Source organism: Brevibacterium sanguinis (genome assembly GCF_003315415.1).
Taxonomy (GTDB): Bacteria; Actinomycetota; Actinomycetes; order Actinomycetales; family Brevibacteriaceae; genus Brevibacterium; species Brevibacterium celere_A.
On sequence record NZ_QNSB01000011.1, the window covers coordinates 1 to 24338 of the forward strand.

Sequence of the window (24338 nt, forward strand, 5' to 3'; positions counted from 1 at the left end):
CGATGCTCAGCTCGAAGTCACGCTCGGCCTTCGTCAGCAGATCCGCCGCGTAGATACCGGCAGGACCCGCACCGACGATCGCGACGCGGAAGGGACGAGTCATTCTCACACCTTTCTAGTCAGTGGCTTCCGATTCTATCGCCTATGTAGGTCATCCTTACCCATTCGTGACCAACCTCGCACTTAAGCTTCAACTGTGAGCCTGAATATCTCCCCCGATGAGAGCGCGCGTCGGCGCTCGGGCCTGGGCTACGGAATCTCGGCCTATCTGATGTGGGGCTTCCTCCCCCTCCTCTTCGTCGTCGCCGCCCCCACCGGCGCGTTCGAACTCGTCGCCCACCGTGTCATCTGGTCGCTCGTCTTCTGCGCGATCCTCCTGACGTTCACCGGCGGCTTCGTCCGCACCTGGGAGGTCATCGCCTCCGGCCGCACCTTCTGGCTGCTGGCGCTGGCCGCGGTCCTCATCGCGATCAACTGGACGACCTTCATCTACGGAGTCGAGACCCAGCACCTCGTCGAGGTGTCGCTCGGGTATTACCTCAATCCCCTCATCTCGATCGCCCTCGGCGTCCTCTTCCTCGGCGAGAGGCTGCGTCCGCTCCAGTGGGCGGCAGTGTCGTTCGGGGCCTTGGCCGTCATCATCGTCGGCATGGGCATCGGACGCGTGCCCTTCATCGCGTTCGGGGTCGCGATCTCGTTCGGCATCTACGGGCTGGTCAAGAATCGGGTCGGAGGCAAGGTCGGCGCTCTGGAGTCGATGACCGTCGAGACCGCGGTGCTCACCCCGCCGAGCCTCGCCCTGCTCATCTGGCTGGCCGTCTCCGGACTCGACACGTTCACCGGATTCGGCACCGGTCACGTCCTCATCATCCTTCTCACCGGCCCGGTCACCGCGATCCCGCTCATCCTGTTCGGGGCGGCGGCCCGCCGGATCCCCCTGTCATGGGTGGGGATGCTCCAGTACATCGCCCCGACGATGCAGTTCATCATCGGAGTCGCGGTGCTCGGCGAGGCGATGTCGGTGTCTCAGTGGATCGGCTTCCTCGTCATCTGGATCGCCGTCATCCTCTTCAGCATCGACCTCATGGGCGCCAATCGCCGCCGCAGGCTCTGAGCCTCAGCTCGTGCGCGAGACCACGGAGTCGGCGAAGGCGCACAGCGAATCCCTGACGATGCCCTCGGGCAGGGGTTCAAGTGCGGCCTTCGCGTCCTCGGCCCAGCGCACCGCCTCGGCGCGGGCCCGATCCGTCACCGGATGTGCGGCCAGGGCCGCGCGCGCGGCTTCGAGGGCCTCGTCCGAGTCGAGGTCGGCATCGAGGAGACCGACCACCTCGGTGGCGGAGGCGTCACCGGCCGCGGCGGCGGCCCGGGCGTAGAGCACGGGCAGGGTCGGGACCCGCTCGCGCAGGTCCGTGCCGGGGGTCTTGCCCGAGGACTGCGAGGTGGAGGTGAGGTCGATGATGTCGTCGGCGAGCTGGAAGGCGATGCCGACGCGTTCGCCGAAGAGCCGCACGGGCTCGGCGAGTGCCTGGTCCGCACCCGAGAACATCACCCCGAACCGCGCCGAGGTGGCGATGAGGGAGCCGGTCTTGTCCGCGAGCACATGGAGGTAGTGGTCGATCGGGTCCGCGCCCTCCGGGGGGCCGGCGAACTCGTTGAGCTGTCCGAGAACGAGCCTCTCGAAGGTCTCCGACTCGATGCGCACCGCCTCGGGTCCGAGGCCGGCGGTGACGAGCGAGGCCTTCGAGAACAGGAGGTCGCCGGTGAGGATCGCCACGGAGTTGCCCCACACCTCATGGGCCGCGGGAGCGCCTCGGCGCACGGGCGCGTCGTCCATGACGTCGTCGTGGTAGAGGGAGGCGAGGTGGATGAGCTCGACCGCGACGGCCGCCTCGACGATCTCGCTGCGGTCGGCGTCGCCGAGGCGCGCGGTGAGCAGGAGGAGGTGGGGGCGGGCGCGCTTCCCCCCGGCGGCGAGCAGATGCTTGGAGGCGGTGTCCGGCAGCCTGCGGGTCTGCTCGGTGACCTCATAGAGCCGGCGCTCCACGGACTCCAGCTGAGTCGAGATGTCCGCCGCGAGCTGGGCATCGGCGCCGGTGAAGGCCGCCGGAGAGGCTAGGTGGCTCATGTCCTCGTCATTCATGTTCGTCATGGTCGGGTGGTGCTCAGGCATTGCTGGTGGCCGGCACGATCCGGGTGAGGGTGGAGATCACCCGATCGATGAGATCGGCCTCGGACGCCGAGGAGTCGCGGTAGAGGTTCGCCAGCAGCTTGACGACGAATTCCATCACAACGTCAACACCCATACCGTACTTGATTCCGAAGTGCATGAGGGCCGGGTGGCCGATAATGGCGGAGAAGACGCGACCCAGGGTGAAGTAGCTGCCGAGCGAATCGCCGATGAGCGCCGGGTACTCGGTGAGTCTCTCCCGCATGATCCGCTTCGGGTAGCGGGCATAGGTGGAGATCACCTCGGCGGCCAGGCGGGCGGATTCGAGGGCGTAGTCGATGCCTTCGCCGTTGAACGGGTTGACCATCCCACCGGCGTCGCCGAGGAGCAGCAGCCCCCGGTGGAAGTGCGGGGTCCGGTTGAAGGCCATCGGCAGGGCCGCCGACTTGATCGGCCCCAGCGCCGTCGACTCGTCGATCCCCCACTCATGGCCCATGTCCGCGATCCACTGCCTCATCACGGCCCGCAGGTCGACGGACCCGAACTGCGGCGAGGAGTCGAGGAGGCCGGTGCCGATGTTGATCGTGCCGTCGCCCATCGGGAAGAGCCAGCCGTACCCGGGCAGGACCTCGGTCTGACCGGCCGGGTTCGTCGAGCGCATCTCGACCCAACTCTCGATGTAGTCGTCGTCGTGCCGCGGCGAGGTGTGATAGCTGCGCACCGCCACCCCCATGGGACGGTCGTCGCGCTTGGCCAGGCCCATCGCCACGCCGAGGCGGGAGGACACGCCGTCCGCGGCGACGACGATCGGGGCCCGGAAGTACGCATCGGGTCCGACGCGCCGGCCCCGGTGGTCCGTGCCCGAGGCATGCACCCCGCGGATCCAGCCGTCGTCGCCGAGGTCCGGGGACATCGCCTTGACCTGCTCGAACAGACGGGCTCCCGAGCGTCGGGCATGGCGGGCGAAGGCCTCGTCCATGCCCATGCGAGGCCTGGTCAACCCGTAGTTCGGGGTGCCGTCGATGTCGGGCCAGTCGATCTCGAGCCGGTGCCCGCCGCCGATGAGGCGCAGCCCGCGGTTGCGATGCCAGCCCTCCGATTCGGGGGTCTCGAGGCCGAGGTGCCCGATCTCCCTGACCGCGCGCGGGGTCAGGGCGTCGCCGCAGATCTTGTCCCGTGGGAACCCCGACTTCTCGAGGATGATGACATCGTGGCCGGCTCCGGCCAGGTAGGCGCCGATGGCCGAGCCCGCGGGCCCGGCGCCGACGACGATGACGTCGGCGGTGAAGTCGTTCATGCCCGGCCGGCGGTCGATCCCGCCGGTTTGAGGGCATGGTGGATCGCGACGATGCCGCCGGAGAGGTTGCGGTACTTGACCTGGTCGAACCCGGCGTCAAGGATCTGGTGGGCGAACTCGTCCTGGTCGGGCCAGGCGCGGATCGACTCGGCGAGGTAGCGGTAGGCCTCCGGGTTCGAGGACACGACCTTCGTCATCGCGGGGATGGCGCGCATGAGGTACTCCTTGTACGCGACGCTGAAGGGCGGGAACGTCGGAGTGGAGAACTCGCAGACGACGAGACGGCCGCCGGGCTTGAGCACGCGCAGCATCTCCGCGAGCGCCACGTCGACGTCGTGGATGTTGCGGATGCCGAAGGAGATCGTCACGACGTCGAAGCGGTCGTCGGTGAACGGGAGGTCCATCGCGTCGGCGTAGATGAAGTCGATCTCGGGGTGCCGCCTGCGGCCCTCGGACAGCATGCCCTCGGAGATGTCGCCGGCGACCACCTCGGCGCCGTGGCGGGTGAAGGTCGCCGAGGACGTGCCGGTCCCGGCCGCGAGATCGAGGACGCGCTCCCCGGGACGAGCGGCCACGGCGCGGGCCACGGTGCGCCGCCACGCTCGGGCGAGGCCGAAGGTCATCACATCGTTGGTGAGGTCATAGCGGGAGGCGACGTCGTCAAACATTGAGGCGACATCAGCGGGCTGCTTGTCCAGCTGAGCACGATTCATGGCCCCATTGTCTCAACACCTGCTCGTGTGGAGCGAATCCGCGGGCGCCGGATCCCGGCCCCGACCGCTGTGGAACTCGCCACAGTCGCCCGGGCCGGGTTCTCCGCGCCCCTCCGCGGGGTCGGCACCTCGTCTAGAGTGGGCGTGAAATGACTGCCACATATCGTTCCGCGGACATCGCGGCCACCACCCCGCACCTGCAGGTGCGCTCGCGCTTCGTCGACGACGTCGATCCGGGCCCCGGATTCCCCTTCGAATCCGGCCTGCCCACGACCGTGGAGCAGACGCTCACTCTCCTGCCCACCTCGGCGTTCTCCTGCTGGGTCCGTGACACCTCGGGTCTCATCGGCTTCGGCCGGACCCTGCGGATCCGGGCGCGCGGGCAGGACCGGTTCGCGGAGCTCTCAGCCGCGTGGAAGGCGATCACGGCCGCCGCCGACGTCGAGGACGAGGTCGGCCTCCTCGGCTCCGGCCTTATGTGCTTCGCGACGGTCGCGTTCTCCGGGGAGTCCGCGGTCGACTCCCTCCTCCACGTCCCCGAGTTCGTCCTCGGCCGCCGTGGCGGGCGGGTGTGGATGACGACGATCGCCGAGGCGGGCACCACCCCGGTCCCGCCGGTGCTGCGCCCGGAGCCGCTGCGCCCGGTCACCTCGGCGACGGCGGCCCCCGGACGGCTCGATGCCGATGCGTGGGCGCGGCTCGTCGAGACGGTCTCGGGCATGCTCACCCCGGTCGGGGACTCCGCCGAGGTCGACGCCTTCTCCGACGATCCGACGCTGCGCAAGATCGTCCTCGCCCGCGACGAGGTGGTCACCACCGACGAGGACATCGACGTCCGCTCCGTGCTCGGGGCGCTCAACCGCAGCTACCCCAGCTGCTGGACCTTCGACGTCGCCGGGCTCATCGGATCGACCCCGGAGCTGCTCATCGGGGTGGAGAACTCCCGCGTGGTCTCGCGCGTGCTCGCCGGCACGTACCGGGTGGAGGAGGATCCGACCCAGGAGCTGCCCGCGGCGCGGAAGCTGCTCAGCGCCCACAAGGACAGCACCGAGCACGCGTTCGCGATCGCCTCCCTGCAGCGCAGCCTCAGCCGCGTCGCCGAGGACGTCAGCGTCGACGCCCGCCCGCACCTGCTGCCCCTGGCCAATGTCATCCACTCGGCCTCCGACGCCACCGCCCACCTCGGTGCGGACACGGATCTCAACGCCCTCGACGTCGCGGCGGCGGTCCACCCGACCGCGGCCGTCGGCGGGTACCCGCAGGCGAGCGCGGTCGAGCACATCGACAGCCTCGAGCCGCTCGACCGGGGCCGGTACTCCGGGCCCGTGGGGTGGATGGACGGACGGGGCAACGGTCAGTTCGGGATCGCCCTGCGGTGCGGTCAGCTCGAGGACCGCAACCGGATCCGGCTCTTCGCAGGGGCCGGGATCATGCCCGATTCCGACCCGCTCACCGAGGTGGCCGAGACCGAGGCGAAGTTCGCGCCGATGCGCCGGGCGCTGGGCCTGCGGGGTTGAGTCCCGAGCCCGGAGGCGCGCTCGGACATCGAGGTCGCCGCCGACCTTGACACGGTGTCAAGCCGGAAGATCGCGCGTCAGTGGCTGAGTGGATGCTGGTCGCATGGACGCAGATCCGACGTGGCCGGCACCGGAGCCGGCCGTCCCGAGCGCGGCAGGTTCCGCGGGCTCTCCGAGCGCGGGCTATTCCGCTGACTCGGCGGCGCCGGCCGACTCGGGAGCATTGGCCGACGCCGCTGCGCTCAAGGGCCTACTTCGGGACCTGCCACCGGCGCGCACGGAGAAGGATGCCCTTGCTCGCATCACCGCCTTCGAAGAGCTCAAGGCCGCCCTCGCGGCGGCGCAGAGCCGGGAGGCCGTTGCCTTCGAGCGGCTGCGCATCGACCGCGACGCGATGAACGGCGTGCCCGCCGCCAAGCGCGGCATCCGCGCCGGCGACGAGATCGGCCTGGCGAGGAGGACCAGTCCCGGCAGCGGCCGGACGTTCCTCTCCACCGCGCGCACCCTCGTCGGTCTCCCCCTGACCTTCGACGCTCTGCGGGCCGGGGTCATCAGTGAGGCCAAGGCGAAGGTCATCGTCGACGAGGTGGCGGACCTCGCCCCCGCCGAACGCCGGAAGCTCGACGTCCGGATGCGCAACAGCCTCCCCGACGCCGGAGTCAGGAGCCTGCGGCACGAGGCCCGGGCGCTGGCCGCCGAGCTGTCCTCCGAGGACGCAGCGGAAAGGGCGGCCAGAGCCGCTGCCGAGCGCCGGGTGACGGTGACCGCCCTCCCCCACGGGATGGGACGGATCTGCGCGACCATTCCCATGGTCCGGGCCGTCGCCGTCGCCGAGGCGCTGAGATCCGGTGCCGATTCGGCACTTGCGCGGGGAGTGGCCGAAGGACGCAGGCATGCGCAGATCATGGCCGATCTCCTCGTCGAGCGGGTCACCGGCCAGGAGCGCGCCGAGGACGTCCCCCTCGAAGTCAACGTCGTCATCGAGACCTCGTCGCTCATCGACGACGGGGACGTGCCGGCGTGGCTTCCCGGGTACGGGCCGTGGCCGGCGAAGGAGGCACGGAACTTCATCGCCGGCAATCGGGCGAAGGTGTTCTACCGCCGTCTCTTCACGACTCCCCGAGAGGGGCAGCTGGTGGGGATGGAGTCGAAGCGGAGGGTCTTCTCCGGACTGCTGCGGCGCATGATCGTGTTCCGGGATGACGTCTGCCGCACCCCGTGGTGCGATGCTCCGATCAAGCACGCCGACCACATCGACCCGGCGGCGGCAGGAGGATCGACCTCCTGGGAGAACTCGTCCGGGCTGTGCGCCAGCTGCAATTTTGCCAAGGAGCATCCCGGCTGGCGCCACGAGGTCACCGAGGACGGACTCGTCGTCCACACTCCTGCCGGTCGCCGCTATACCGCGGTCAAGCGTCCCCTGGTGACGAAGATGGTTGTGCCGCGTCGGTCTTCCGGCAGCCCGCCGGGCCGGCTCGATTGGCGGCAGAGGCTCATCGGATTCATGTCTCCCCGCGCCGAGCCGCCGCCCGGGTCCAGAGACTCACCGCGCGTGTCGAGAGTCTCGGCGGTATCCAGCGTCCCCGAGAACCGCAGCTCCGAACCGGATCCACCTCATGTGGGCCGCGGCGACGACCGGAGTCGGGCTCGGCGACGGGTGCGGGCAGAGCAGTCGGACCTGGTCGACAGCCCGACCGAGGTGCTGCCGAAGGCCGACGAGGGGCTCGCGAAGGTCGAGGAATACGGCGGGATCGAGACGGCGTTCCGCAGCGCGGTCCTCGCCGGCGCCGGCTGAGCCGGCGGGCCCGCTGAGTCGGTGGGCCCACTGCGCCGGTCTGTCGGCTGTGAGGAGCCTGGGGCTGGTCAGCGCCCGCCCGGCTCGGCCACCGGGTGCAGCGCGACCTCGATGATCCTTCGGCGGCCGGCCGCGGGACCGTGCGCGCCGTCGAGTTCGGCGTCGAACGCGGAGACGAACTCCGCGTGATTCGCGACGAGGGAGTGCTCCCAGCCGTAGGCGGTGGCGAGGGCCGAGAAGTCCCTGCCGTGCGGCACGGTGAAGTACCTCTCCAGGTACCCGGCGACGTGCTGCTGGGAATGCTCGAGGCCCGAGAAGATCGCTCCGCCATCGTCGTTGAGAACGACGATGACGACGTCTCCCGCCTCCTCGGCGGTCGGGGTGAGGAGACCGCCGATGTCGTGGAGCAGCGCGATGTCCCCGATGACGAGCACGACGGTGTCCTCGAGCGCGAGCGACACTCCGACGGCTGTCGACACGAGACCATCGATCCCCGCGAGCCCACGAGAGGCGTGGACATCCGCGACCAGCGTCGGGGCCTCGCTGAGGTAGCGGATGGAGTTCGAACTGGCCGCGAAGAGCGTGATCTCCGAGGCCGCGAGGTGCCGGACGATCTCGGCGGCGGGAGACGTTGGCGAGTTCGGGGCCAGCTCCTCTCCCGCGGCAGCCCAGGCCTCGAGCCAGTCGCGTTCGACGGCAGCGTCCGATTCGTCGGCTTTGTCCGGTTCGTCGGCCGCGTCCGGTTCGCCGACGGCGCCAGAGGCGTCGACGACGAGCTCGATCCGGTCGAGGTCTTCGGGCAGTCGAAGCACTTCGAGGGTCTCGTCGGTGAGCAGGGCGGCGACCGGTCGGGTCAGTGTCGGCTTGCCGTGGACGATCACGGTGCGAATCGCCGCGCGCAGCTCGGGCCGTTCGGCGAGCACGCGCTCATGGCAGGTGATGGCGGTCTCCGCCGAGGTGAGCGGGCTCGAGGGCTCGGCGAGCACCGGGATTCGCTGCTCCCGAGCGACGTCGATGAGCGGCTCGGCCGTGCGCCCGCCGGCATCCCCGCCGACGATGACGGTTCCCCCGTCCAGCGGCAGAGCGATCGCCTCCCGCGCGGGCTCCCGATCCGACCGATCCTCGGTCGAGTCCGACCGGTCGTCGACGCTCATCTCCTCGATGCCGGCCAGCCACTCGTCCAACTCGTCCTCTGTCGGGACGAGCGGGACATCGAACTGCACATTCAGCTGGACCGGCCCGGGTCGCCCCCGCACCCGGCCGGGACCCGACAGCTCTCCGCGCGAGCGGGCGATCGCCTCGGCGAGCAGCTCGTCGATGCCGCGGACCCTGTCGTGGACGACGCGATCGACCGCGGTGCCGCGCCCGACCTCGGACCCGCAGCCGACTTCGGAACCGCCTTCGACCGTGATGTCGAAGGCCGCCCGGACATCGCTGAGCACCTGCGACTGATCGTCAAGCGTCTGATTGGCTCCGGTCCCCCGCAGTCGCGACGGCCGGTCCGCCGTGATCGCGAGGAGCGGCAGGTGACCGTAGGAGGCCTCGAGCACGGCCGGATGGAGGTTCGCGACCGCGGAGCCCGAGGTGGTGACGACGGCCACCGGAGCCTCCTCGTGCCCCTCGCCGTCACGGAGATTCTCGCGTTCACCGCGCCGCACGTCCCTGACCCGGCGCCCCCTGGCCAGGCCGAGCGCGAGGAACCCGGCGTCGCGCTCATCGATGCGGACATGGGTGCGGATCAGTCCCGCCTCGGCGAGGGGGGCCAGCGCATAGACCAGGGGCGCCGACCGCGATCCCGGGGCGAGGACGACCTCCCGCACACCGGCTGCGACAAGTCCTCGGGCAATCTGCTGCGCCATCGCGCTCGAATTCGACATCACCGGCTATTCAACCACTTACCCCTCTGCGGTTCACCTCGGATGACTACGCTCACCACATGCGCCGACAGATTCTCCTCACCGCAGGCGCGCGGGCCCTGCGAGCGCTCACCCTCGCACGATCGCGGGCAGGCAGGTACCCCGCCCGCGACCAGAACAGCGACTTCCTCGGCCCCGAGCCCCGGGGCAGGGACGCGAGGACATGGCACATCCGGGACAAGCGGAAGCTCTCGACGAGGCTGCGCGAGTTCTTCCTCTACTCGCCGTCCCTGGGTCGCACCGTCGGCGTCCGCGTCCTCCTGCCGGGGGTGCCGCAGGAGGTCAGCCCCGTCATCCACCTCTACCACGGCGGAGGCGACGACTTCCGGTCCTGGACCGACTTCGGCGCGGCCGAGGAGCTCACTCGCACCGCCCCGTACCTCATCGTCATGCCCGACGCCGGTGCCGGCACCTACTCCCGGGTCGCGGTCGGCAGCCGGGTCCACGACTGGCCGGCCTTCCACACCGTCGAGATCCCCGACTTCCTCCAGAAGACCTACTCGGTGAGCCCCGAACGCGAGGACCGGCTGCTCGCCGGGCTGTCGATGGGCGGCTACGGTGCGATGAAGTACGCCGCCTGGCACCCCGACCGGTTCGGGTCGGCGGCCGCCTTCTCCTCTCCCTTGGACCCGCTGTCGGCGATCCCGGCCTTCGACATCATCGCGCTGCGCGAAGGCGCCCGGACCCTGTTCGGCGACCCCACCGCCGAGCGCAGCGAGTGGATCGCCAACTCCCCCTACGGACTCGCGGAGAACCTCGCCGATGTCGACGTGTGGCTGAGCGCGGGCTCGGGACGGATGGAGCCGAAGGACCGCGACCTCCTCGAGATCATGGTCAGCCGGCAGGGCGAGCGCTTCTCCGCGCGGCTCAGCGAACTCGGCATCCGCCATTCCTGGTTCCCGCGGACCAGCGGCCTGCACGACTGGGCGGCGTGGCAGCGCGAGCTCGCGGCCTGGCTGGGCGCCCTGCAGCGTCGCCGTGACTACGGTGGAACGACCCGACGCCGAGGTGCGCGCAGAGTCCCCGACGGTGGGGAGTTCACCTACCTCACCGGCCACCCGCTGTTCGAGATCCACGGCTGGCGGGTCGAGATCTCACGGCGTCGGGCCCAGATCGTGAGGTTCGACCGGGTCAGCGCGGCCGGCTTCTCCCTCACCGGGACGGGCAGCTTCCGGGTCCGCACCCCCGCGCTGTTCCGGCCCGGTCTGCTCCACACCGTCACCGTGACCGGCCCCTCGGGCACCGACGAGCACTCGCAGCGGGCCGACAAGTCGGGTCGGCTGACGTTCACGGGGCGACTGGCCCCGGCGATGCACGATCCGATCATCCCCGGAAAGCGCACCCGCCACTTCCCGACCATCGGGCAGGCCGAGGTGACCTCGGTGACGATCGCCGCCGCCGAGGACGAGGAGGCGGCCTCCACGGACACCTCGGCGGCCGGTGTGCCGAAATCGGCACACGTCGGTGACGGTTCGCGGCGCGACTCCGAATATAGTGAACTCGGCGCTGAAGCCGAATCGAAGAACAGCGGGGGCTCCGGCTCGATGGACCGTCGCTGACGAACACCCGAGAGGTCAATCATGAAACGCACACTCCCCGTCCTCGCCCTCGTCGTGGGGCTGAGCCTGGCCGGCTGCTCCGGAACCGACTCCGCGGAGACCGGCGGCGGTGCCGCCACCGAGTCCGCAAGCGGTGGCACATCCGAGTCGGGCACCGCGGCCGAGGCGCCGGCGGCGACCCAGCTCGACAAGGACCAGCTGACGACGATCCTCGAATCCACCGAGGTCGACGGCAAGAAGTTCTCGTCCGTGGACGTCGGTGCCGGCGGCGGCGCCAACGCGGCGGTCAAGACGCTGGAGGACGCGGAGTTCTCCCCCGCCGAGTGCAAGGACCTGTCCCTGGCCGCACTCAACATCTCCCAGCAGGCCAACGGCACGACGGTGGCCGGCATCTCCAACGACAACACGCTGAGCGTGGGCCTGGTCAGCTTGGCCGACGTCGACGCCGCCACGAAGCAGCTCTCCACCTCGAGCACGATCACCGACAAGTGCGGCGAGGTCACCGTCAAGGCCAGCGGCATGGAGATGACGATGAAGTCCGAGACCTTCGAGGCGACCGTCGAGGGCGCCGACGAGGCGGTGGGCGTGCGCGCATCGATGGAGGCCGGCGGTGCGCCGTCGTTCACGACCGAGACCGTGACCAGCCGCACCGGCAACAACCTCGTCTCGGCCGTCAACATGGCCCCCGACGGGGACGAGAAGGCGGCCGTGACCGCGGCTCAGGCCTTCGTCGAAGCGATCAAGTCCGCCGGCTGAGCAGGAGGTCCCAGCACTCCTGCAGCCGCGTCGACCACCACTCGCGTCGCCCCGGAGCCACGGCCAACGCCTTGAGGCGGTCGGGGTCCGGGGCGATGCGCGTGGTGGGGATCCTCCCCCGGACCGGGGTCAGTCCGGGGCTGACGACGTCCTCGGCGAAGAGTCGCGCGGTCCCCAGACCGCATGCCGGGGACGGGCCGAGGAGCTCGCGGCTGCGCGCGGTCACCGGCAGCGTCGCCGCCAGCTGCGCGCCGGCGGGCAGTCCGACCGAGGACTCGAGCGCCGAGGACACGACGGCGGGCAGCCCGCACTCCGCGACGACCGCGCGCGCGGCGGCGATCCCGCCGAGCGGCTGGACCTTGACGATGATGACCTCGGCGGCGCCGAGGCGGGCCACGCGCAGGGGGTCCTCGGCCTTCCGGATCGACTCATCGGCGGCCAGCACGACGGGCAGGTCGCGCTCGGCCAGGGCCGAGCGCAGCCGCGCCATGTCCTCGACCGCCGCCACCGGCTGCTCGACGTACTGGAGGTCGAACCGGGCCAGCGCCGTACAGGCCCGAACCGCCTCGGGCAGGCTGTAGCCGGCGTTCGCGTCGAGGCGCAGCACCGTCGAGGGGAACAGCCGCCGGAACTCGCCGAGGCGCTCGAGATCCTCCGGCAGCGACTCGAGACCGCGTTCGGCGATCTTGGCCTTGACCGTGCCGACCGGCCCGAAGCGCGCGAGGATCGGCTCGACGTCCTCGACGCGGCAGGCCGGCAGGGTGGCGTTGACCTCGACATGGGACGGCAGCGGGTCCGGCGTCTCGGCGATGGTCCGGTCGGCGCCGGACCGGTCGGCGCCGGACCGGTCGGCGCCGGACCGGTCGGCGCCGGTCTGCGCCATGTCGGCCACGTCGGCACCGGCGCGGACGGGACAGCCGGCGAACTCGAGGGCCGCGCGCAGCCACCGGGCCGCCTCGGGGACGTCGTACTCGACGAACGGCGAGAACTCCGCCCACCCGGCGGGACCCTCGAACAGGAGCACCTCGCGCTCGGTGATGCCGCGGAAGCGGGTGACCATCGGCAGCCGCACGACATGGAACTCGGGCAGCAGATCGACGATGCGCGCGGGCGGGGATTCGGCCATGGCACCACCCTATAGCCCGGACCACCAGGCGATAGGCTGGGGCAATGACGGTTTCAGACATCTTCGACCCGACCCTCTGGCGTGAGGTCTCCGGCTTCGACTTCACCGACATCACCTACCACCGGGCGATCAACCCCGACGGCTCCGACCTCGGCTGCGTGCGCATCGCCTTCGACCGCCCCGAGGTCCGCAACGCCTTCCGCCCTCACACCGTCGACGAGCTCTACCGGGCCCTCGACCACGCCCGGCAGACCTCCGACGTCGGCGCCGTCCTGCTCACCGGCAACGGTCCCAGCCCCCGCGACGACGGGTGGGCGTTCTGCTCCGGCGGGGACCAGCGCATCCGCGGCCGGTCCGGCTACCAGTACGCGACCGGGGAGACCGCCGAATCCGTCGACCCCGCCCGCGCCGGCCGCCTCCACATCCTCGAGGTCCAGCGCCTCATCCGCACGATGCCCAAGATCGTCATCGCCGTCGTCCCGGGCTGGGCCGCCGGCGGCGGGCACAGCCTCCACGTCGTCTGCGACCTCACCATCGCCTCGAGGCAGCACGCGAAGTTCAAGCAGACCGACGCCGACGTCGGCTCCTACGACGCCGGCTACGGATCGGCGTATCTCGCGAAGCTCGTCGGCCAGAAGCGGGCTCGCGAGATCTTCTTCCTCGGCCGCACCTACTCGGCGCAGGAGATGGCGGACATGGGCGCCGTCAACGAGGTCGTCGACCACGAGCAGCTCGAGACCGCGGCCCTGACGATGGCCCGGGAGATCCTCGGCAAGTCCCCCAACGCCCAGCGCATGCTCAAGTTCGCGTTCAACCTCGTCGACGACGGCCTCATGGGCCAGCAGGTCTTCGCCGGGGAGGCCACCCGCCTGGGCTACATGACCGACGAGGCGGTCGAGGGCCGAGACGCCTTCCTCGAGAAGCGCGCCCCCGACTGGTCCCCCTTCCCCTGGCACTACTGATCATGGGACCCGTCGGTGAGACACAGGGTCGCCGCGTGGACTCACTCCCCGCCGCCATCGACCGGGCCCTGAGGGGCCGGTCGATCCTCGTCCTCCCCCGCACCCGGGAGGGCTCGATCACCGAGGTGGACGCCCGTGCATTCGCCGGTGACCGACCGCCCGCGCTCATCCTCCACACCTCCGGCTCGACCGGCACGCCCAAGGCGGTGGCCCTGTCCGCTCGGGCCCTGACCGCCTCGGCGGAGGCGACGCAGCGGTTCCTCGGCGGTCCGGCGGACTGGCACCTCACCCTTCCGGTCAACCACATCGCGGGCTTCCAGGTCGAGCTCCGCTCCCACCTCGGCGGCGGGGAGCCGGTGCGCAGCGCCTCCGGCCGGTTCACCGCCGCCTCCTTCGCCGCCGAGGCCGATGAGCTCCTCGCCCGCTCCCGACGCTCGGGTCGGTCGACGTGCACCTCGCTCGTGCCCACCCAGCTCCACCGGATCCTCGAGGATCCGGCCGCGACGCGTGCGGCCGCCGGGATCGATGCGATCCTCCTCGGCGGTGCGGCGGTGCCGCCCGTCCTCCTCGAGCGCGCGGACACGGCTGGGCTGCGGATCGTGCGCACCTATGGGATGAGCGAGACCGCCGGCGGGTGCGTCTACGACGGCGTCCCCTTCGCCGGCGTCGAGATCTCCCTCGCCGAGGCGGGGACGATCGACGTGCGCGGCGACGTCGTCGCCGACTCCTACGTCGAGTTCGCCCCCGACGGCGGGATCCGGCCGGTGCCGTCGGCGGCGCTGCGCGTCGAGGACGGGGTGCGGACGATGCACACGAGCGATCTCGGTCGCCTCGACGACGGAGTGCTCAGCGTGCTCGGCCGCGCCGACGACATCATCGTCTCCGGCGGCACCAACGTCTCCCCGCACGCCCTGGAGACCGGTCTGCTGGCCGCGTGGTCGGACGCCGGCGTCGCCGAGGTGCTCGTCACCTCGGTGCCCGACGACGAGTGGGGCCAGCGCCTCGTCGCCCTCATCAGGCGGGCCGACGGGGTCGAGGGGAACGGTGGCCCGCGCGAGCTCGCCGAACGGCTCAACTCCCGGGTCACCGCGCCCAGGGACACCCTCCTGCCGCATCTCGTGTTCGCCGTGCCCGAGATCCCGATGAGGTCGATCGGCAAGCCCGATCGGCGGGCCGCGGCCGAGCTCGCCCGGGAACTCGCCGCCGGGCTCCCCGAATACCCTCCTCGGTGATCACTCTGTACGATGAGACGGTTCCGATCGTCAAGGGAAGGCCCTGCATCCATGGCCACTGCCGCGCAATGGCTCTCCGGAGCCCGTCTTCGCACCCTGCCGCTGGCCGTCGCGCCGGTTCTCATCGGCACCGGAGCGGCCATCGGATCCGTGGGCGGTCTCTCGGCGTTCATCATCGGCGACTTCACGAAGAACGGTCATGAGCACTCGCTGCGGCTCATCCTCCTCAAGGCCCTGCTCGCGCTCCTCGTCTCACTGAGCCTGCAGATCGGATCGAACTTCGCCAACGACTACTCCGACGGCATCCGCGGCACCGACGACGAACGGGTCGGCCCCCTCCGCCTGACCGCCTCGGGTCTGGCCGCTCCTGCGCAGGTCAGACGGGCCGCGTTCATCTTCTTCGGCATCGCCGCGGTGGCGGGACTGGCGCTCGTCATCGCCTCACAGGCCTGGTGGTTCCTCGCCGTCGGCGCGGCCGCGGTCGCCGCGGCATGGTTCTACACGGGAGGGAAGCGCCCCTACGGGTACATGGGCCTCGGAGAGGTCTTCGTCTTCGTCTTCTTCGGCCTCGTCGCCACGCTCGGCACGATGTGGATGCAGGTGGGCAACCTCAGCCTGAGCGGGTGGGCCGGTGCGGTGGCGATCGGGTCGCTCGCCTCGGCGGTGCTCATGGTCAACAACCTTCGGGACATCCCCACCGACGTCGAGGCGGGCAAGATCACCCTGGCCGTGCGCCTCGGCGACGATGCCGCCCGCACCGCCTACGCGAGCCTCGTGCTCGCCCCCTTCGCCCTGCTGGCGCTCGCGATCATCGACGGACATCCGGCTGCGGCGCTGGCGATCCTCGCCCTCGTCCTCGCCCTCGGCCCCCTGGGGACAGTGCTGCGCGGGACGACCGGACCCGGGCTGATCCCGCCGATCAAGTCGACGGGGCTGACCGCGCTGTGCTTCTCGGCGCTGCTGGGGCTCGGCCTCGCGCTCTGAGCCTCAGCCCGCGCCCGAGCCCTCAGCGCCCGATCCCTCGGCGCTCGTCGGCCTCAGCGCTCGTCGTCGACGATCCGGTCCTCGGCGGCCTCGTCGCTGGCCGTGGCCATCTTCGCCTTCTTCCGCTCGCTCAGGCGGTGCTCGATGTCGGCGGCGACCTGGGCGCGCATGCCGCCGAGGAACAGGTAGCTGAGCAGCGCGCCGATGATGACGGCGGCCACCGCCATGACGAGGGTCAGGCCGAGGAACGGGTAGAGGACGAGGCCGACGGCGACGACGATGCCGAGCCGGGCGAGGGTGTAGATCCAGAAGCTGCGCATTGACGACATTCTAGTCGCTGGGCACAAGGCGTTTTCCCACCGGATCCCTGAGTTCCTGTCCAGGTTCGTCGCTTATCCTGGGGGCATGGCTCGACTACTCATTGCCGGGATCGTCTTGGCAGCGGCGATCACCCTCTACGGTCTCTTCGACTGTCTGCTGCGAGACCGTGGGCTGATTCGAGTCCTGCCGAAGCCCGTCTGGGCGCTCATCATCCTCCTCATCCCGATCCTGGGATTCGGGCTCTGGTACGCCTTCGGCCGCGGCACCGAGGCCAAGCCGTCGGCCGCGCCGCGGTCGGGTCCGCTCGCCCCCGACGACGATCCCGACTACCTGCGACAGGTCGCGCGCGAGGTGCAGCTGGGCAAGCACCGCCCCCGCACCCCCGATGCCGAGGACGAGAAGGACACCGCGGACTCGGACGACGCCGAGAAGCCGGTGGACGACGATGACGAGGACAAGCCCGGCGAGCACGGTTCCGGCGGCCCCAAGGGCGAGGGCCGCGGCGGCCAGGCCGGCTGAGCCCTGCTCCTGATCCACGCCCGCTGCACTCCTACTCCAGTCCGGAGTAGGAGTGCAGTCCGTTGAAGTAGACGTTGACGACGGTGAAGTTGAAGATCACCGAGGCGATGCCGATGAGGTTGAGCACCGCGACCTTCGTCGGGCCCCATCCCCTGGTGGCCCGGGCGTGCAGGTACGCGGCGTAGACGACCCAGACGACGAACGTCCAGATCTCCTTCGAGTCCCAGCCCCAGTAGCGGCTCCACGCGACCTCCGCCCAGATGGCCCCGGCGATGAGCGTGAACGTCCAGGTGATGAACCCGACCGCGGCGATCGTGTAGGAGACCCGTTCGATGTCGTCGCTGGCGGGCAGACGGCGGGTGAAGCGCAGCCACTTCGGCGCCCTGTCCTCAAAGCGGGCCTTGAGGATCTGGAACACCGCGAGGATCGCGGAGATGTAGAGCAGCGCGGTCGAGAGGATCGCGATGGGCACGTGGATGGCGATCCAGTACGACTGCAGGGCCGGGATGAGCTGCGCGGCAGGAGTGTAGAACACCGTGATCGACAGGCCCAGGCACAGCAGCACTCCCCCGGCGACGAAGGTGCCCAGGTAGCGCACGTCCTTGCGGGTGAGCACGACGAGGTAGACGACGACGGTGATCGCGGTGGCGGTGAGGATGTACTCCATCATGTTGCCCCACGGCACGCGCATGACCGACAGGGCCCGGGTGAGCACGGCCGCGACGTGGAGGAGCGAGGCGAGGACGAGCAGCGAGGTGCCGATCCGCGCCGCGCGGCGGACCCGCCGCTCGCCGTCTCTCCGGCCCGACCCCGTGCCGGACCCGGCCGCTGCGTCCGCCGCGGCGACAGGGGCGTCGAGGACCGCGGTCGCCGTCCTCCGGTTCGTGCGCCGCACGCTCAGCGGCTTCGCCTCGCCCCCCGCGGTCTCGCTCGCCTTGAGCTCCTGACCGCCGAAGAGGTCGAAGGCGTAGGCGATCATCGCGATCGCGTAGACGATCATCGCCGAGACGATCAGCTGATTCGACCACATCGCGAGGTCAGTGTTGACGTCCATTCATCCTCCGCATCATCGGCGTTCGATCGCTCTCGGTCGGCTCAGTCGCGCCCGGGCGCAATTCTACTCCCGGTAGTAGAGGTCACCGAATCCCTGCCCGCCGAGCCGTTGTCGGCCGCCCCGGCGTCGGCCGAGCCGGCACCGAGGTCCGCGGCGAGATCCCTCGCCGCGCGCTCGACCATCGGGTCCTCGCCGCGGGCCAGGGCCGCGACCTCGACCCGGTCGCCCGCGACCCGCACCCACATCCGGCGCCGCGGGATGAAGAGCGAGAGCCCGAGCCCCAGGAGCACGAAGATCGCACTGACGAGCATGAGCCCCTGGGTCGGGTCCTGCGAGATGTCGACGGCGATGTAGCGCTTGACCCCGTCGAACGTCACCGATCCCCCGCCGGGCAGCTCCTGCGTCTGGCCCACGCCCATCTCGAGGAGCAGGGGCTCCCCGGACTCGTCGGTCATCTGGGTCATGTTCTCGGCCTCGAGGGAGTACACGGACTGCGGGACCCCCGAGTCGAGGCCGAGGTCGCCCGTGTAGCCGCTCATGACGAGGTAGGGGTTGCGCAGCTCGGCGAAGCTCGAGATCAGCTCGCCCTCGGCGTTCTGCGTCGCCGTGGGCAGGAACACCCCGACGAAGCCCATCTGCGTGCCGGCGGCGTCGGGGACCTTGATGACGCCCTCCGAAGTGTACCCGGCATCCCCGCCCGGCACGAACACCTGCGGCCCGGAGTGGACGACCTTGCCCGTCGCGTCCCTGACGGTGATCTCGGGGGCGTAGCCGTTTCCGGTCAGGTAGATGCCGGTGCCGCCCACCCGCACGGGTTCGTTGACCTTGAGGGTGTGGGCCTGGCTGCGGCCGTCGACGGTGGTCGTCACCGCGGCTTCGAAGGTGCGCGGCTGGCCGAACTGGCTGCCGGGGGACGTGTCGTCGAAGGAGGAGGTGAAGCGGTCGAGGGTGAGGCGGAAGTCGGGCAGGTTGTCGGGGTCGTAGTACGAGCCGGGCTCGAACGAGTCATAGGCGACGAGCGAGTTGGTGAAGGTGTCGCCCTCGATGAGGATCCGCTGGCCCTGGTAGCCGAACAGTGAGCCGATCGCCATCGCCAGGGTCGCCACGAGCAGGGAGATGTGGAAGACGAGGTTGCCGGTCTCCCGCAGGTAGCCGCGTTCGGCCGCGACGTGGTCGTCGTGGCGCGAGGTGCGGTAGCCGAGCTTGCGCAGGCGCTCCTGTGCGGTGTCGAGGATCTCCTGCGGCTCTCCCGCCGAGGCGAACTCGACGTATCCCGGCATCCGACCCAGCCGCCTCGGCGCCTTGGGCGGAGCCGAGCGCATCGCCTTCCAGTGCTGGGCCGAGCGCGGCACCACACAGCCGACGAGGGAGACCATGAGGAGGAGGTAGATCGAGGAGAACCAGATCGAGGAGTAGACGTCGAACATCTGGATCGCATCGAGGAACTCCCCCCAGGCGCCGTTGTCCTCGAGGAAGCGGGTGACCCGGCCCGGGTCCTGGATCCGCTGCGGCAGGAGCGAGCCGGGGATCGCGGCGAGCGCGAGGATGAGGAGGAGGATGAGCGCGACGCGCATCGTCGTCAGCTGCCGCCACGCCCATCGGCACATGCCGAGGAACCCCAGCTGAGGCTGGGTCGCCGTCGATTTCTCCACTAGATCACCACATCGAATCCGTTGATCGCACCCTGAAGGGTGCCCAGCCACAGTGTCCACAGTCCCGAGGCCATGATCAGGCCCAGGAGGATGAGCAGGGCTCCTCCGACCCGCACGATCGCGGTCTGGTGGGCCCGCACCCACGCCAGCCGGCCCGCTCCCTTGTGCAGGGCCACGGCGAGGAGGATGAAGGGGATGCCCAGCCCCAGGCAGTAGACGAAGGCGAGCAGCGCTCCGCGCCACACGGTGCCCTCGGTCCCGAAGCTCACCGAGAGGCTGAGCACTGCCGACAGGGTCGGTCCGACGCACGGCGCCCAGCCGAGGGCGAACGTCGCCCCGAGGACGGGAGCGCCCCACAGTCCGGCGCGCGGCCGCGAGTGGATGCGGCGCTCGGACTGGAGCAGGCCGATGCCGCCCATGAAGACGAAGCCGGCGATGATGACGACGACGCCGAGGACCCGGATGACAGTGTCCTGCCATTGCGCGAACAGTCCGCCGAGCGCCGAGAACGCGGTGCCCAGGGCGACGAAGACGATCGTGAAGCCGAGGACGAACAGTCCGATGCCGACGACGACCCGCCACGTCTCCTTGTCCTTGAGGGAGGAACCGCTCAGGCCGGTGACATAGCCGACGTAGCCCGGGACCAGGGGCAGCACGCAGGGAGAGAGGAAGGACACGAGTCCCGCCAGCGCCGCCGCGCCCGCCGCCAGCAGCAGCGGGCCGGAGTAGACGGCGGTCGCGAATTCAGCCCCGATCCCGTTCACTCAGGCCTGCACATCCTCGATGAGCCCGCGCAGCGTCGACTCGTCGACCTCGCCGACGACCCGGGCCGCGGCGCGGCCCTCGGCGTCGAGGACGACGGTCGAGGGGGTCGCCTGCGGGGGCAGGACGCCCGAGAGCAGCGCGACCATGTCGCCGTTGGAGTCGAGCATGTTGGGGTAGGGGATCCGGTAGTTGGAGATGAACGCGTTCGCCGCGGCCTCCTGGTCCCGGACGTTGACGCCGATGAACTGCACGGAGTCGCCGAACTCCTCGGCGAGTGACCGCAGCGCCGGCGCCTCCTTCCGGCAGGGTGGGCAGGCCGCGTACCAGAGGTTGATGACGACGGGTCTGGGGCGCAGCTCGGCCAGGGACACCGTCTGGCCGTCGAGGGTCTCGAACTCGAGGTCGAGCGGCTCACCGCGCTCCGCGGGCGGCACCTGGGACACGACTCCCGAACCGGAGACGTAGCCCTGGTCCGATCCCGCCTGGTCGGCCAGTTCGTCGTTCTCGCTGCAGCCGGCCACGAGCAGCGTGGTCCCGGCGAGCAGCCCCGTGAGCAGGGTGCGCCGATTCATGCCCCTGCCACCGCTTGGTCTGGCTGCAGGTCCGGGCAGATGCTCTCGTAGCTCACGGACACCAGTGTGGAGGCCTCGAATGTGAAAGTCGTGACAGAGGCGAGGTCGCACTCCCGCCGGCGCGGATCGTGGAAGAGGGAGCGCCCTTCGGCGGCCAGGCGGACCATCCAGATCGGCAGCTGGTGGGTGACGATGACGCCGTGGGCGTCCGACCCGTGCGCCTCGAGCTTGGCCCGCAGGCTCGCCATCGCCGCGGACATGCGCAGGACGATCTGCTTGTACGGCTCACCCCATGACGGGGTGAACGGGTTGTAGAGGCGCAGCAGGTTGCGCGGGGCGGCCAGCCTGCGGCTGTTGACCTGCTGACCCTGGAAGGAGTTCGCCGCCTCGATGACCCGGTCGTCGGTGAATACCGGCAGGTCGAGCAGCTGCCGCAGGGGGTCGATCGTCTGCTGCGCGCGCTCGAGCGGGGAGCACACGAGTTCGACGGGCACGCTCGGTCCGCCTGTGAAGTGCTCGCCGACCCGCCGGGCCATCTCGTGGCCGCGGTCGGTGAGCCCGAAGTTCGGCAGCCGGCCGTAGAGGACCTTGTCGGGATTGTCGACCTCTCCGTGCCTGACCAGATGGATCGTCGTCATGACGGATCTCCGGCGCTCGCTGCGGCGGCCGCCGCTGCCGGCAGTGCCGCGATGATCCGCTCGAGGATCTCATCGGTGTGCGCCAGCGAGAGGAACCAGGCCTCGAAGGCGCTCGGGGGCATGTGGATGCCCTGGTCGAGCATCGAGTTGAAGAACGCCGAGTACTGGGCGACGTTCTGTCCGCGCGCATCCTCGTAGTTCCGGACCTCCCGATCGGTGAAGAAGACGGAGAACATCGAGTTCGCGGACTGGATGACGTGGGCGACGCCCTCCGCCTCCAGGGCTCGGGCCACGGCGGGACGGAGGATGTCGGCGGCCCGTTCGATGTGGGAGTACACGTCGAGCTCGGTCGTCAGCCGCAGCGTCGTCAGTCCGGCGGCCGTGGCCACCGGGTTCCCCGACAGGGTGCCGGCCTGGTACACCGGACCGGCCGGCGCCAGGTGCGCCATCACCTCGGCGCGCCCGCCGAACGCCGCGGCCGGGAAGCCTCCGCCCATCACCTTGCCGAAGGTGAACAGGTCGGCGGGCCCTTCGGGGTAGCCCAGCGTCCGGGCCTCGTGCCCGTACCAGCCGGCGGCGGAGACGCGGAAGCCGGTCATCACCTCGTCGCTGATCATCAGGGCACCGTGCGCCTTGGTCAGGCGGCGGATCGTCGAGGTGAAGCCGTCGCGGGGAGGCACGACGCCCATGTTGCCGGGACTCGCCTCGGTGATGACGCAGGCGATCTCCTCGCCGTGCTCGGCGAACACGGCCTCGAGCGCGGCGGCGTCGTTGTAGTCGACGACGATCGTGTCCTGCGCCTGGGCCCCGGTCACGCCGGGGGTGTCGGGCAGGGAGAAGGTGGCCAGTCCGGAGCCGGCCTGCGCGAGCAGGGAGTCGACGTGGCCGTGGTAGCAGCCGGCGAACTTGACGATCTTCGCGCGCCCGGTGAAGCCGCGGGCCAGCCGGATCGCGCTCATCGTCGCCTCGGTGCCCGAGGACACGAGGCGCACCTGGTCGACGGGGTCGATGCGGGACACGATCTCCTCGGCGAGCTCGACCTCTCCCGTCGAGGGGGTGCCGAAGGAGAACCCGCGCGCGGCGGCGTCCTGGACGGCGGCGAGCACCTCGGGACGGGAGTGGCCGAGGATCATCGGCCCCCAGGAGCCGATGAGGTCGATGTACTCGTTGCCGTCGACGTCGCGCAGCCACGCGCCCTCGGCCGAGGCGATGAACCGGGGGGTGCCGCCGACGGCCTTGAACGCGCGCACGGGCGAGTTCACTCCCCCGGGGATGACGTGCTCGGCGCGGGCGAAGAGCTCCGCCGATCTCGCGGTGTGGGTCATGGTCTCTCCTCGGTTCGCTGCTGGGTCGTGGATCGCAGATGGGTCGTGACCTTGTCGAATATGCGACCCAGTGTCGTCATCTCGTCGGCGTCGAGCAAATCGACGAGGTGGGTGCGCACTCCCGCGACATGGTCGGGGGCGGCGGAGGTGAGCAGGTCCCAGCCCGCCTCGGTCATCACGCAGTTGACCCCGCGGCCGTCCTCGGCGATGGGGACCCGCTCGAGCAGTCCCCGCGCCTCCATCCGGGCGACGCAGTGGGTGAGCCGGGAGCGTGACATCGTCGTGTCGGCGGCGAGCACCGCCATGCGCAGCGTGCGGTCGACGTGCTCGGACAGGCGCACGAGGATCTCGTACTCGGGCAGCCCGATCCCGTGCCGCTCCCGCAGCTCCCGGTCGAGGGCCACCGACAGCAGCTGGCTGCCGGTGAGGAAGCTGCGCCAGGACAGCTGCTCGTCGCGGCTGAGCCATTCGGTCATGGACGGCCCTCGGTCAGGCGCTGGGCGACCTCGGTCGCCCAGTAGGTGAGGATCGCGTCGGCGCCGGCGCGCTTGAACGCGATGAGGGACTCGGCGATCGCGCGCTCCCGGTCGATCGCCCCGGCGGCCGCGGCGAACTCGATCATCGCGTACTCGCCGGAGACCTGGTAGGTCCACACGGGCACGGGAGACGCGGCGGCCACCTCGGCGAGGACGTCGAGGTAGGGCAGTCCGGGCTTGACCATGACGACGTCGGCGCCCTCGGCGAGGTCGAGGGCGAGCTCGCGCAGCGCCTCGCGGCCGTTCGCCGGATCCTGCTGGTAGGTCAGCCGGTCGCCGGTGAGCTCGGAGTCGACGGCCTCGCGGAAGGGCCCGTAGAACGCCGAGGCGTACTTCGCGGTGTAGCCCATGATGACGACGTCGGGGAAGCCGGCGGCGTCGAGGGCCTCGCGGCAGGCGCCGACCTGGGAGTCCATCATCCCCGACAGGCCCACGACGTGGGCGCCGGCGCGGGCCTGGGCCACGGCCATCGAGGCGTAGCGGGTGAGGGTGGCGTCGTTGTCGACGCCCCCGTGCGCGTCGAGCACCCCGCAGTGGCCGTGGGAGGTGAATTCGTCGAGGCAGAGGTCGGCCATGACGACCGTCCTCTCGCCGAGGTGCTCGGCCAGGAGGGCGATCGCGCGGTTGAGGATCCCCTCGGGAGCGTCGGCCTGGGAGCCGATCTCGTCCTTGTGCGCGGGGATGCCGAAGAGCATGATCCCGCCGACTCCGGCGGCCACGGCCTCCTCGGCGGCGGTGAGCAGCGAGTCGAGGGTGTGCTGGACGACGCCGGGCATCCCGGTCAGGGGCGCGGGTTCGGCGAGTGTCTCCTTGACGAACATCGGCAGGATGAGGTCGGCCGGGTGCAGCCGGACCTCGGACACGAGCCGGCGCAGCGCAGGGGTGGTGCGCAGCCGGCGGGGACGGATGGTGCCGGGGAGGGAAGTCAT

General features: G+C 70.5%; 23 protein-coding genes. 9 read left to right on the forward strand and 14 right to left on the reverse strand.

Going from position 1 to position 24338, the window contains the following annotated elements; translation table 11 throughout:
* Positions 1–196: 196 nt before the first annotated feature.
* Complete coding sequence (rarD, locus tag DFO65_RS13920; protein WP_113905051.1) at positions 197–1114, forward strand: EamA family transporter RarD; 918 nt, start codon at positions 197–199, stop codon at positions 1112–1114.
* Between the two features lie 3 nt (positions 1115–1117).
* On the opposite strand, the gene DFO65_RS13925 is transcribed toward rarD, so the two are convergent.
* Genes DFO65_RS13925 through DFO65_RS13935 form a run of 3 tightly spaced genes read right to left on the reverse strand, consistent with a single transcriptional unit; the run spans position 1118 to position 4180 of the window.
* Positions 1118–2143, reverse strand: a complete 1026-nt coding sequence (locus DFO65_RS13925) for a polyprenyl synthetase family protein (RefSeq protein WP_245940801.1) — start codon at positions 2141–2143, stop codon at positions 1118–1120.
* 22 nt (positions 2144–2165) lie between these two features.
* Positions 2166–3467, reverse strand: coding sequence for a geranylgeranyl reductase family protein (locus DFO65_RS13930; protein ID WP_113905052.1), 1302 nt, complete (start codon positions 3465–3467; stop codon positions 2166–2168).
* On the reverse strand, positions 3464–4180 hold the full coding sequence (locus tag DFO65_RS13935) for a demethylmenaquinone methyltransferase (RefSeq protein WP_113905053.1): 717 nt from the start codon (positions 4178–4180) through the stop codon (positions 3464–3466). Before DFO65_RS13935 ends, DFO65_RS13930 begins: the two co-directional genes overlap by 4 nt.
* A 149-nt stretch (positions 4181–4329) precedes the next feature.
* Here DFO65_RS13935 and DFO65_RS13940 point away from each other — a divergent pair, with 149 nt between their 5' ends.
* Together DFO65_RS13940 and DFO65_RS13945 are read left to right on the forward strand one after the other, a co-directional pair.
* Complete coding sequence (locus DFO65_RS13940; RefSeq protein WP_113905054.1) at positions 4330–5697, forward strand: isochorismate synthase; 1368 nt, start codon at positions 4330–4332, stop codon at positions 5695–5697.
* A 103-nt stretch (positions 5698–5800) separates the two neighbouring features.
* Positions 5801–7492, forward strand: coding sequence for an HNH endonuclease (locus tag DFO65_RS13945; protein ID WP_113905055.1), 1692 nt, complete (start codon positions 5801–5803; stop codon positions 7490–7492).
* Between the two features lie 68 nt (positions 7493–7560).
* Here the strand turns inward: DFO65_RS13945 and DFO65_RS13950 are convergent, their stop codons facing one another.
* A complete protein-coding gene (locus DFO65_RS13950; RefSeq protein WP_113905140.1) occupies positions 7561–9351 on the reverse strand; it encodes a thiamine pyrophosphate-binding protein in 1791 nt (596 codons plus the stop codon).
* A gap of 77 nt (positions 9352–9428) precedes the next feature.
* Between DFO65_RS13950 and DFO65_RS13955 the strand changes: the two genes are divergently transcribed.
* Both DFO65_RS13955 and DFO65_RS13960 read left to right on the forward strand, forming a co-directional pair.
* The gene (locus DFO65_RS13955; protein WP_113905056.1) at positions 9429–10967 is read left to right on the forward strand and encodes an alpha/beta hydrolase; all 1539 of its coding nucleotides are present in this window, start codon (positions 9429–9431) and stop codon (positions 10965–10967) included.
* Between the two features lie 21 nt (positions 10968–10988).
* Complete coding sequence (locus DFO65_RS13960; protein WP_113905057.1) at positions 10989–11723, forward strand: hypothetical protein; 735 nt, start codon at positions 10989–10991, stop codon at positions 11721–11723.
* Here the strand turns inward: DFO65_RS13960 and DFO65_RS13965 are convergent.
* Positions 11707–12849, reverse strand: a complete 1143-nt coding sequence (locus DFO65_RS13965) for an o-succinylbenzoate synthase (protein WP_113905058.1) — start codon at positions 12847–12849, stop codon at positions 11707–11709. The genes DFO65_RS13960 and DFO65_RS13965 overlap by 17 nt on opposite strands.
* A 44-nt stretch (positions 12850–12893) precedes the next feature.
* Here DFO65_RS13965 and DFO65_RS13970 point away from each other — a divergent pair, with 44 nt between their 5' ends.
* From DFO65_RS13970 to DFO65_RS13980, 3 genes are read left to right on the forward strand one after another with little or no spacing between them, the layout of a single operon-like run.
* Positions 12894–13811 (forward strand): 1,4-dihydroxy-2-naphthoyl-CoA synthase, encoded by a 918-nt coding sequence (locus tag DFO65_RS13970; RefSeq protein ID WP_113905059.1) that lies wholly within the window; start codon positions 12894–12896, stop codon positions 13809–13811.
* Between the two features lie 35 nt (positions 13812–13846).
* Complete coding sequence (locus tag DFO65_RS13975; RefSeq protein ID WP_245940789.1) at positions 13847–15043, forward strand: AMP-binding protein; 1197 nt, start codon at positions 13847–13849, stop codon at positions 15041–15043.
* A 51-nt stretch (positions 15044–15094) separates the two neighbouring features.
* Positions 15095–16027: a 1,4-dihydroxy-2-naphthoate polyprenyltransferase gene (locus tag DFO65_RS13980; RefSeq protein WP_113905061.1), complete on the forward strand. Its 933-nt coding sequence runs from the start codon at positions 15095–15097 to the stop codon at positions 16025–16027.
* A 53-nt stretch (positions 16028–16080) separates the two neighbouring features.
* Here the strand turns inward: DFO65_RS13980 and DFO65_RS13985 are convergent, their stop codons facing one another.
* On the reverse strand, positions 16081–16347 hold the full coding sequence (locus tag DFO65_RS13985) for a DUF4229 domain-containing protein (protein ID WP_113905062.1): 267 nt from the start codon (positions 16345–16347) through the stop codon (positions 16081–16083).
* An 85-nt stretch (positions 16348–16432) separates the two neighbouring features.
* Between DFO65_RS13985 and DFO65_RS13990 the strand changes: the two genes are divergently transcribed.
* Entirely contained in the window at positions 16433–16867 is a 435-nt protein-coding gene (locus DFO65_RS13990; RefSeq protein WP_113905063.1) for a PLDc N-terminal domain-containing protein, read from the forward strand.
* A 31-nt stretch (positions 16868–16898) separates the two neighbouring features.
* Here DFO65_RS13990 and ccsB read toward each other — a convergent pair whose 3' ends face one another.
* The 8 genes from ccsB to hemB are packed head-to-tail and all read right to left on the reverse strand — an operon-like array spanning position 16899 to position 24338.
* Complete coding sequence (gene ccsB, locus DFO65_RS13995) at positions 16899–17921, reverse strand: c-type cytochrome biogenesis protein CcsB (protein WP_113905064.1); 1023 nt, start codon at positions 17919–17921, stop codon at positions 16899–16901.
* A 41-nt stretch (positions 17922–17962) separates the two neighbouring features.
* Positions 17963–19573 carry a cytochrome c biogenesis protein ResB gene (resB, locus tag DFO65_RS14000; protein WP_245940790.1) on the reverse strand — a complete coding sequence of 537 codons (1611 nt, stop codon included), beginning with the start codon at positions 19571–19573 and terminating at the stop codon, positions 17963–17965.
* Positions 19573–20328 carry a cytochrome c biogenesis CcdA family protein gene (locus tag DFO65_RS14005; RefSeq protein WP_113905142.1) on the reverse strand — a complete coding sequence of 252 codons (756 nt, stop codon included), beginning with the start codon at positions 20326–20328 and terminating at the stop codon, positions 19573–19575. The genes resB and DFO65_RS14005 overlap by 1 nt, the downstream gene beginning before the upstream one ends.
* 9 nt (positions 20329–20337) lie before the next feature.
* A complete protein-coding gene (locus DFO65_RS14010) occupies positions 20338–20910 on the reverse strand; it encodes a TlpA family protein disulfide reductase (protein ID WP_113905065.1) in 573 nt (190 codons plus the stop codon).
* Positions 20907–21548 (reverse strand): histidine phosphatase family protein, encoded by a 642-nt coding sequence (locus tag DFO65_RS14015; protein ID WP_113905066.1) that lies wholly within the window; start codon positions 21546–21548, stop codon positions 20907–20909. The genes DFO65_RS14010 and DFO65_RS14015 overlap by 4 nt, the downstream gene beginning before the upstream one ends.
* Positions 21545–22873 (reverse strand): glutamate-1-semialdehyde 2,1-aminomutase, encoded by a 1329-nt coding sequence (gene hemL, locus DFO65_RS14020; protein WP_113905067.1) that lies wholly within the window; start codon positions 22871–22873, stop codon positions 21545–21547. The genes DFO65_RS14015 and hemL overlap by 4 nt, the downstream gene beginning before the upstream one ends.
* A complete protein-coding gene (locus tag DFO65_RS14025; protein WP_113905068.1) occupies positions 22870–23349 on the reverse strand; it encodes a MarR family winged helix-turn-helix transcriptional regulator in 480 nt (159 codons plus the stop codon). Before DFO65_RS14025 ends, hemL begins: the two co-directional genes overlap by 4 nt.
* Positions 23346–24338 (reverse strand): porphobilinogen synthase, encoded by a 993-nt coding sequence (hemB, locus tag DFO65_RS14030; protein ID WP_113905069.1) that lies wholly within the window; start codon positions 24336–24338, stop codon positions 23346–23348. Before hemB ends, DFO65_RS14025 begins: the two co-directional genes overlap by 4 nt.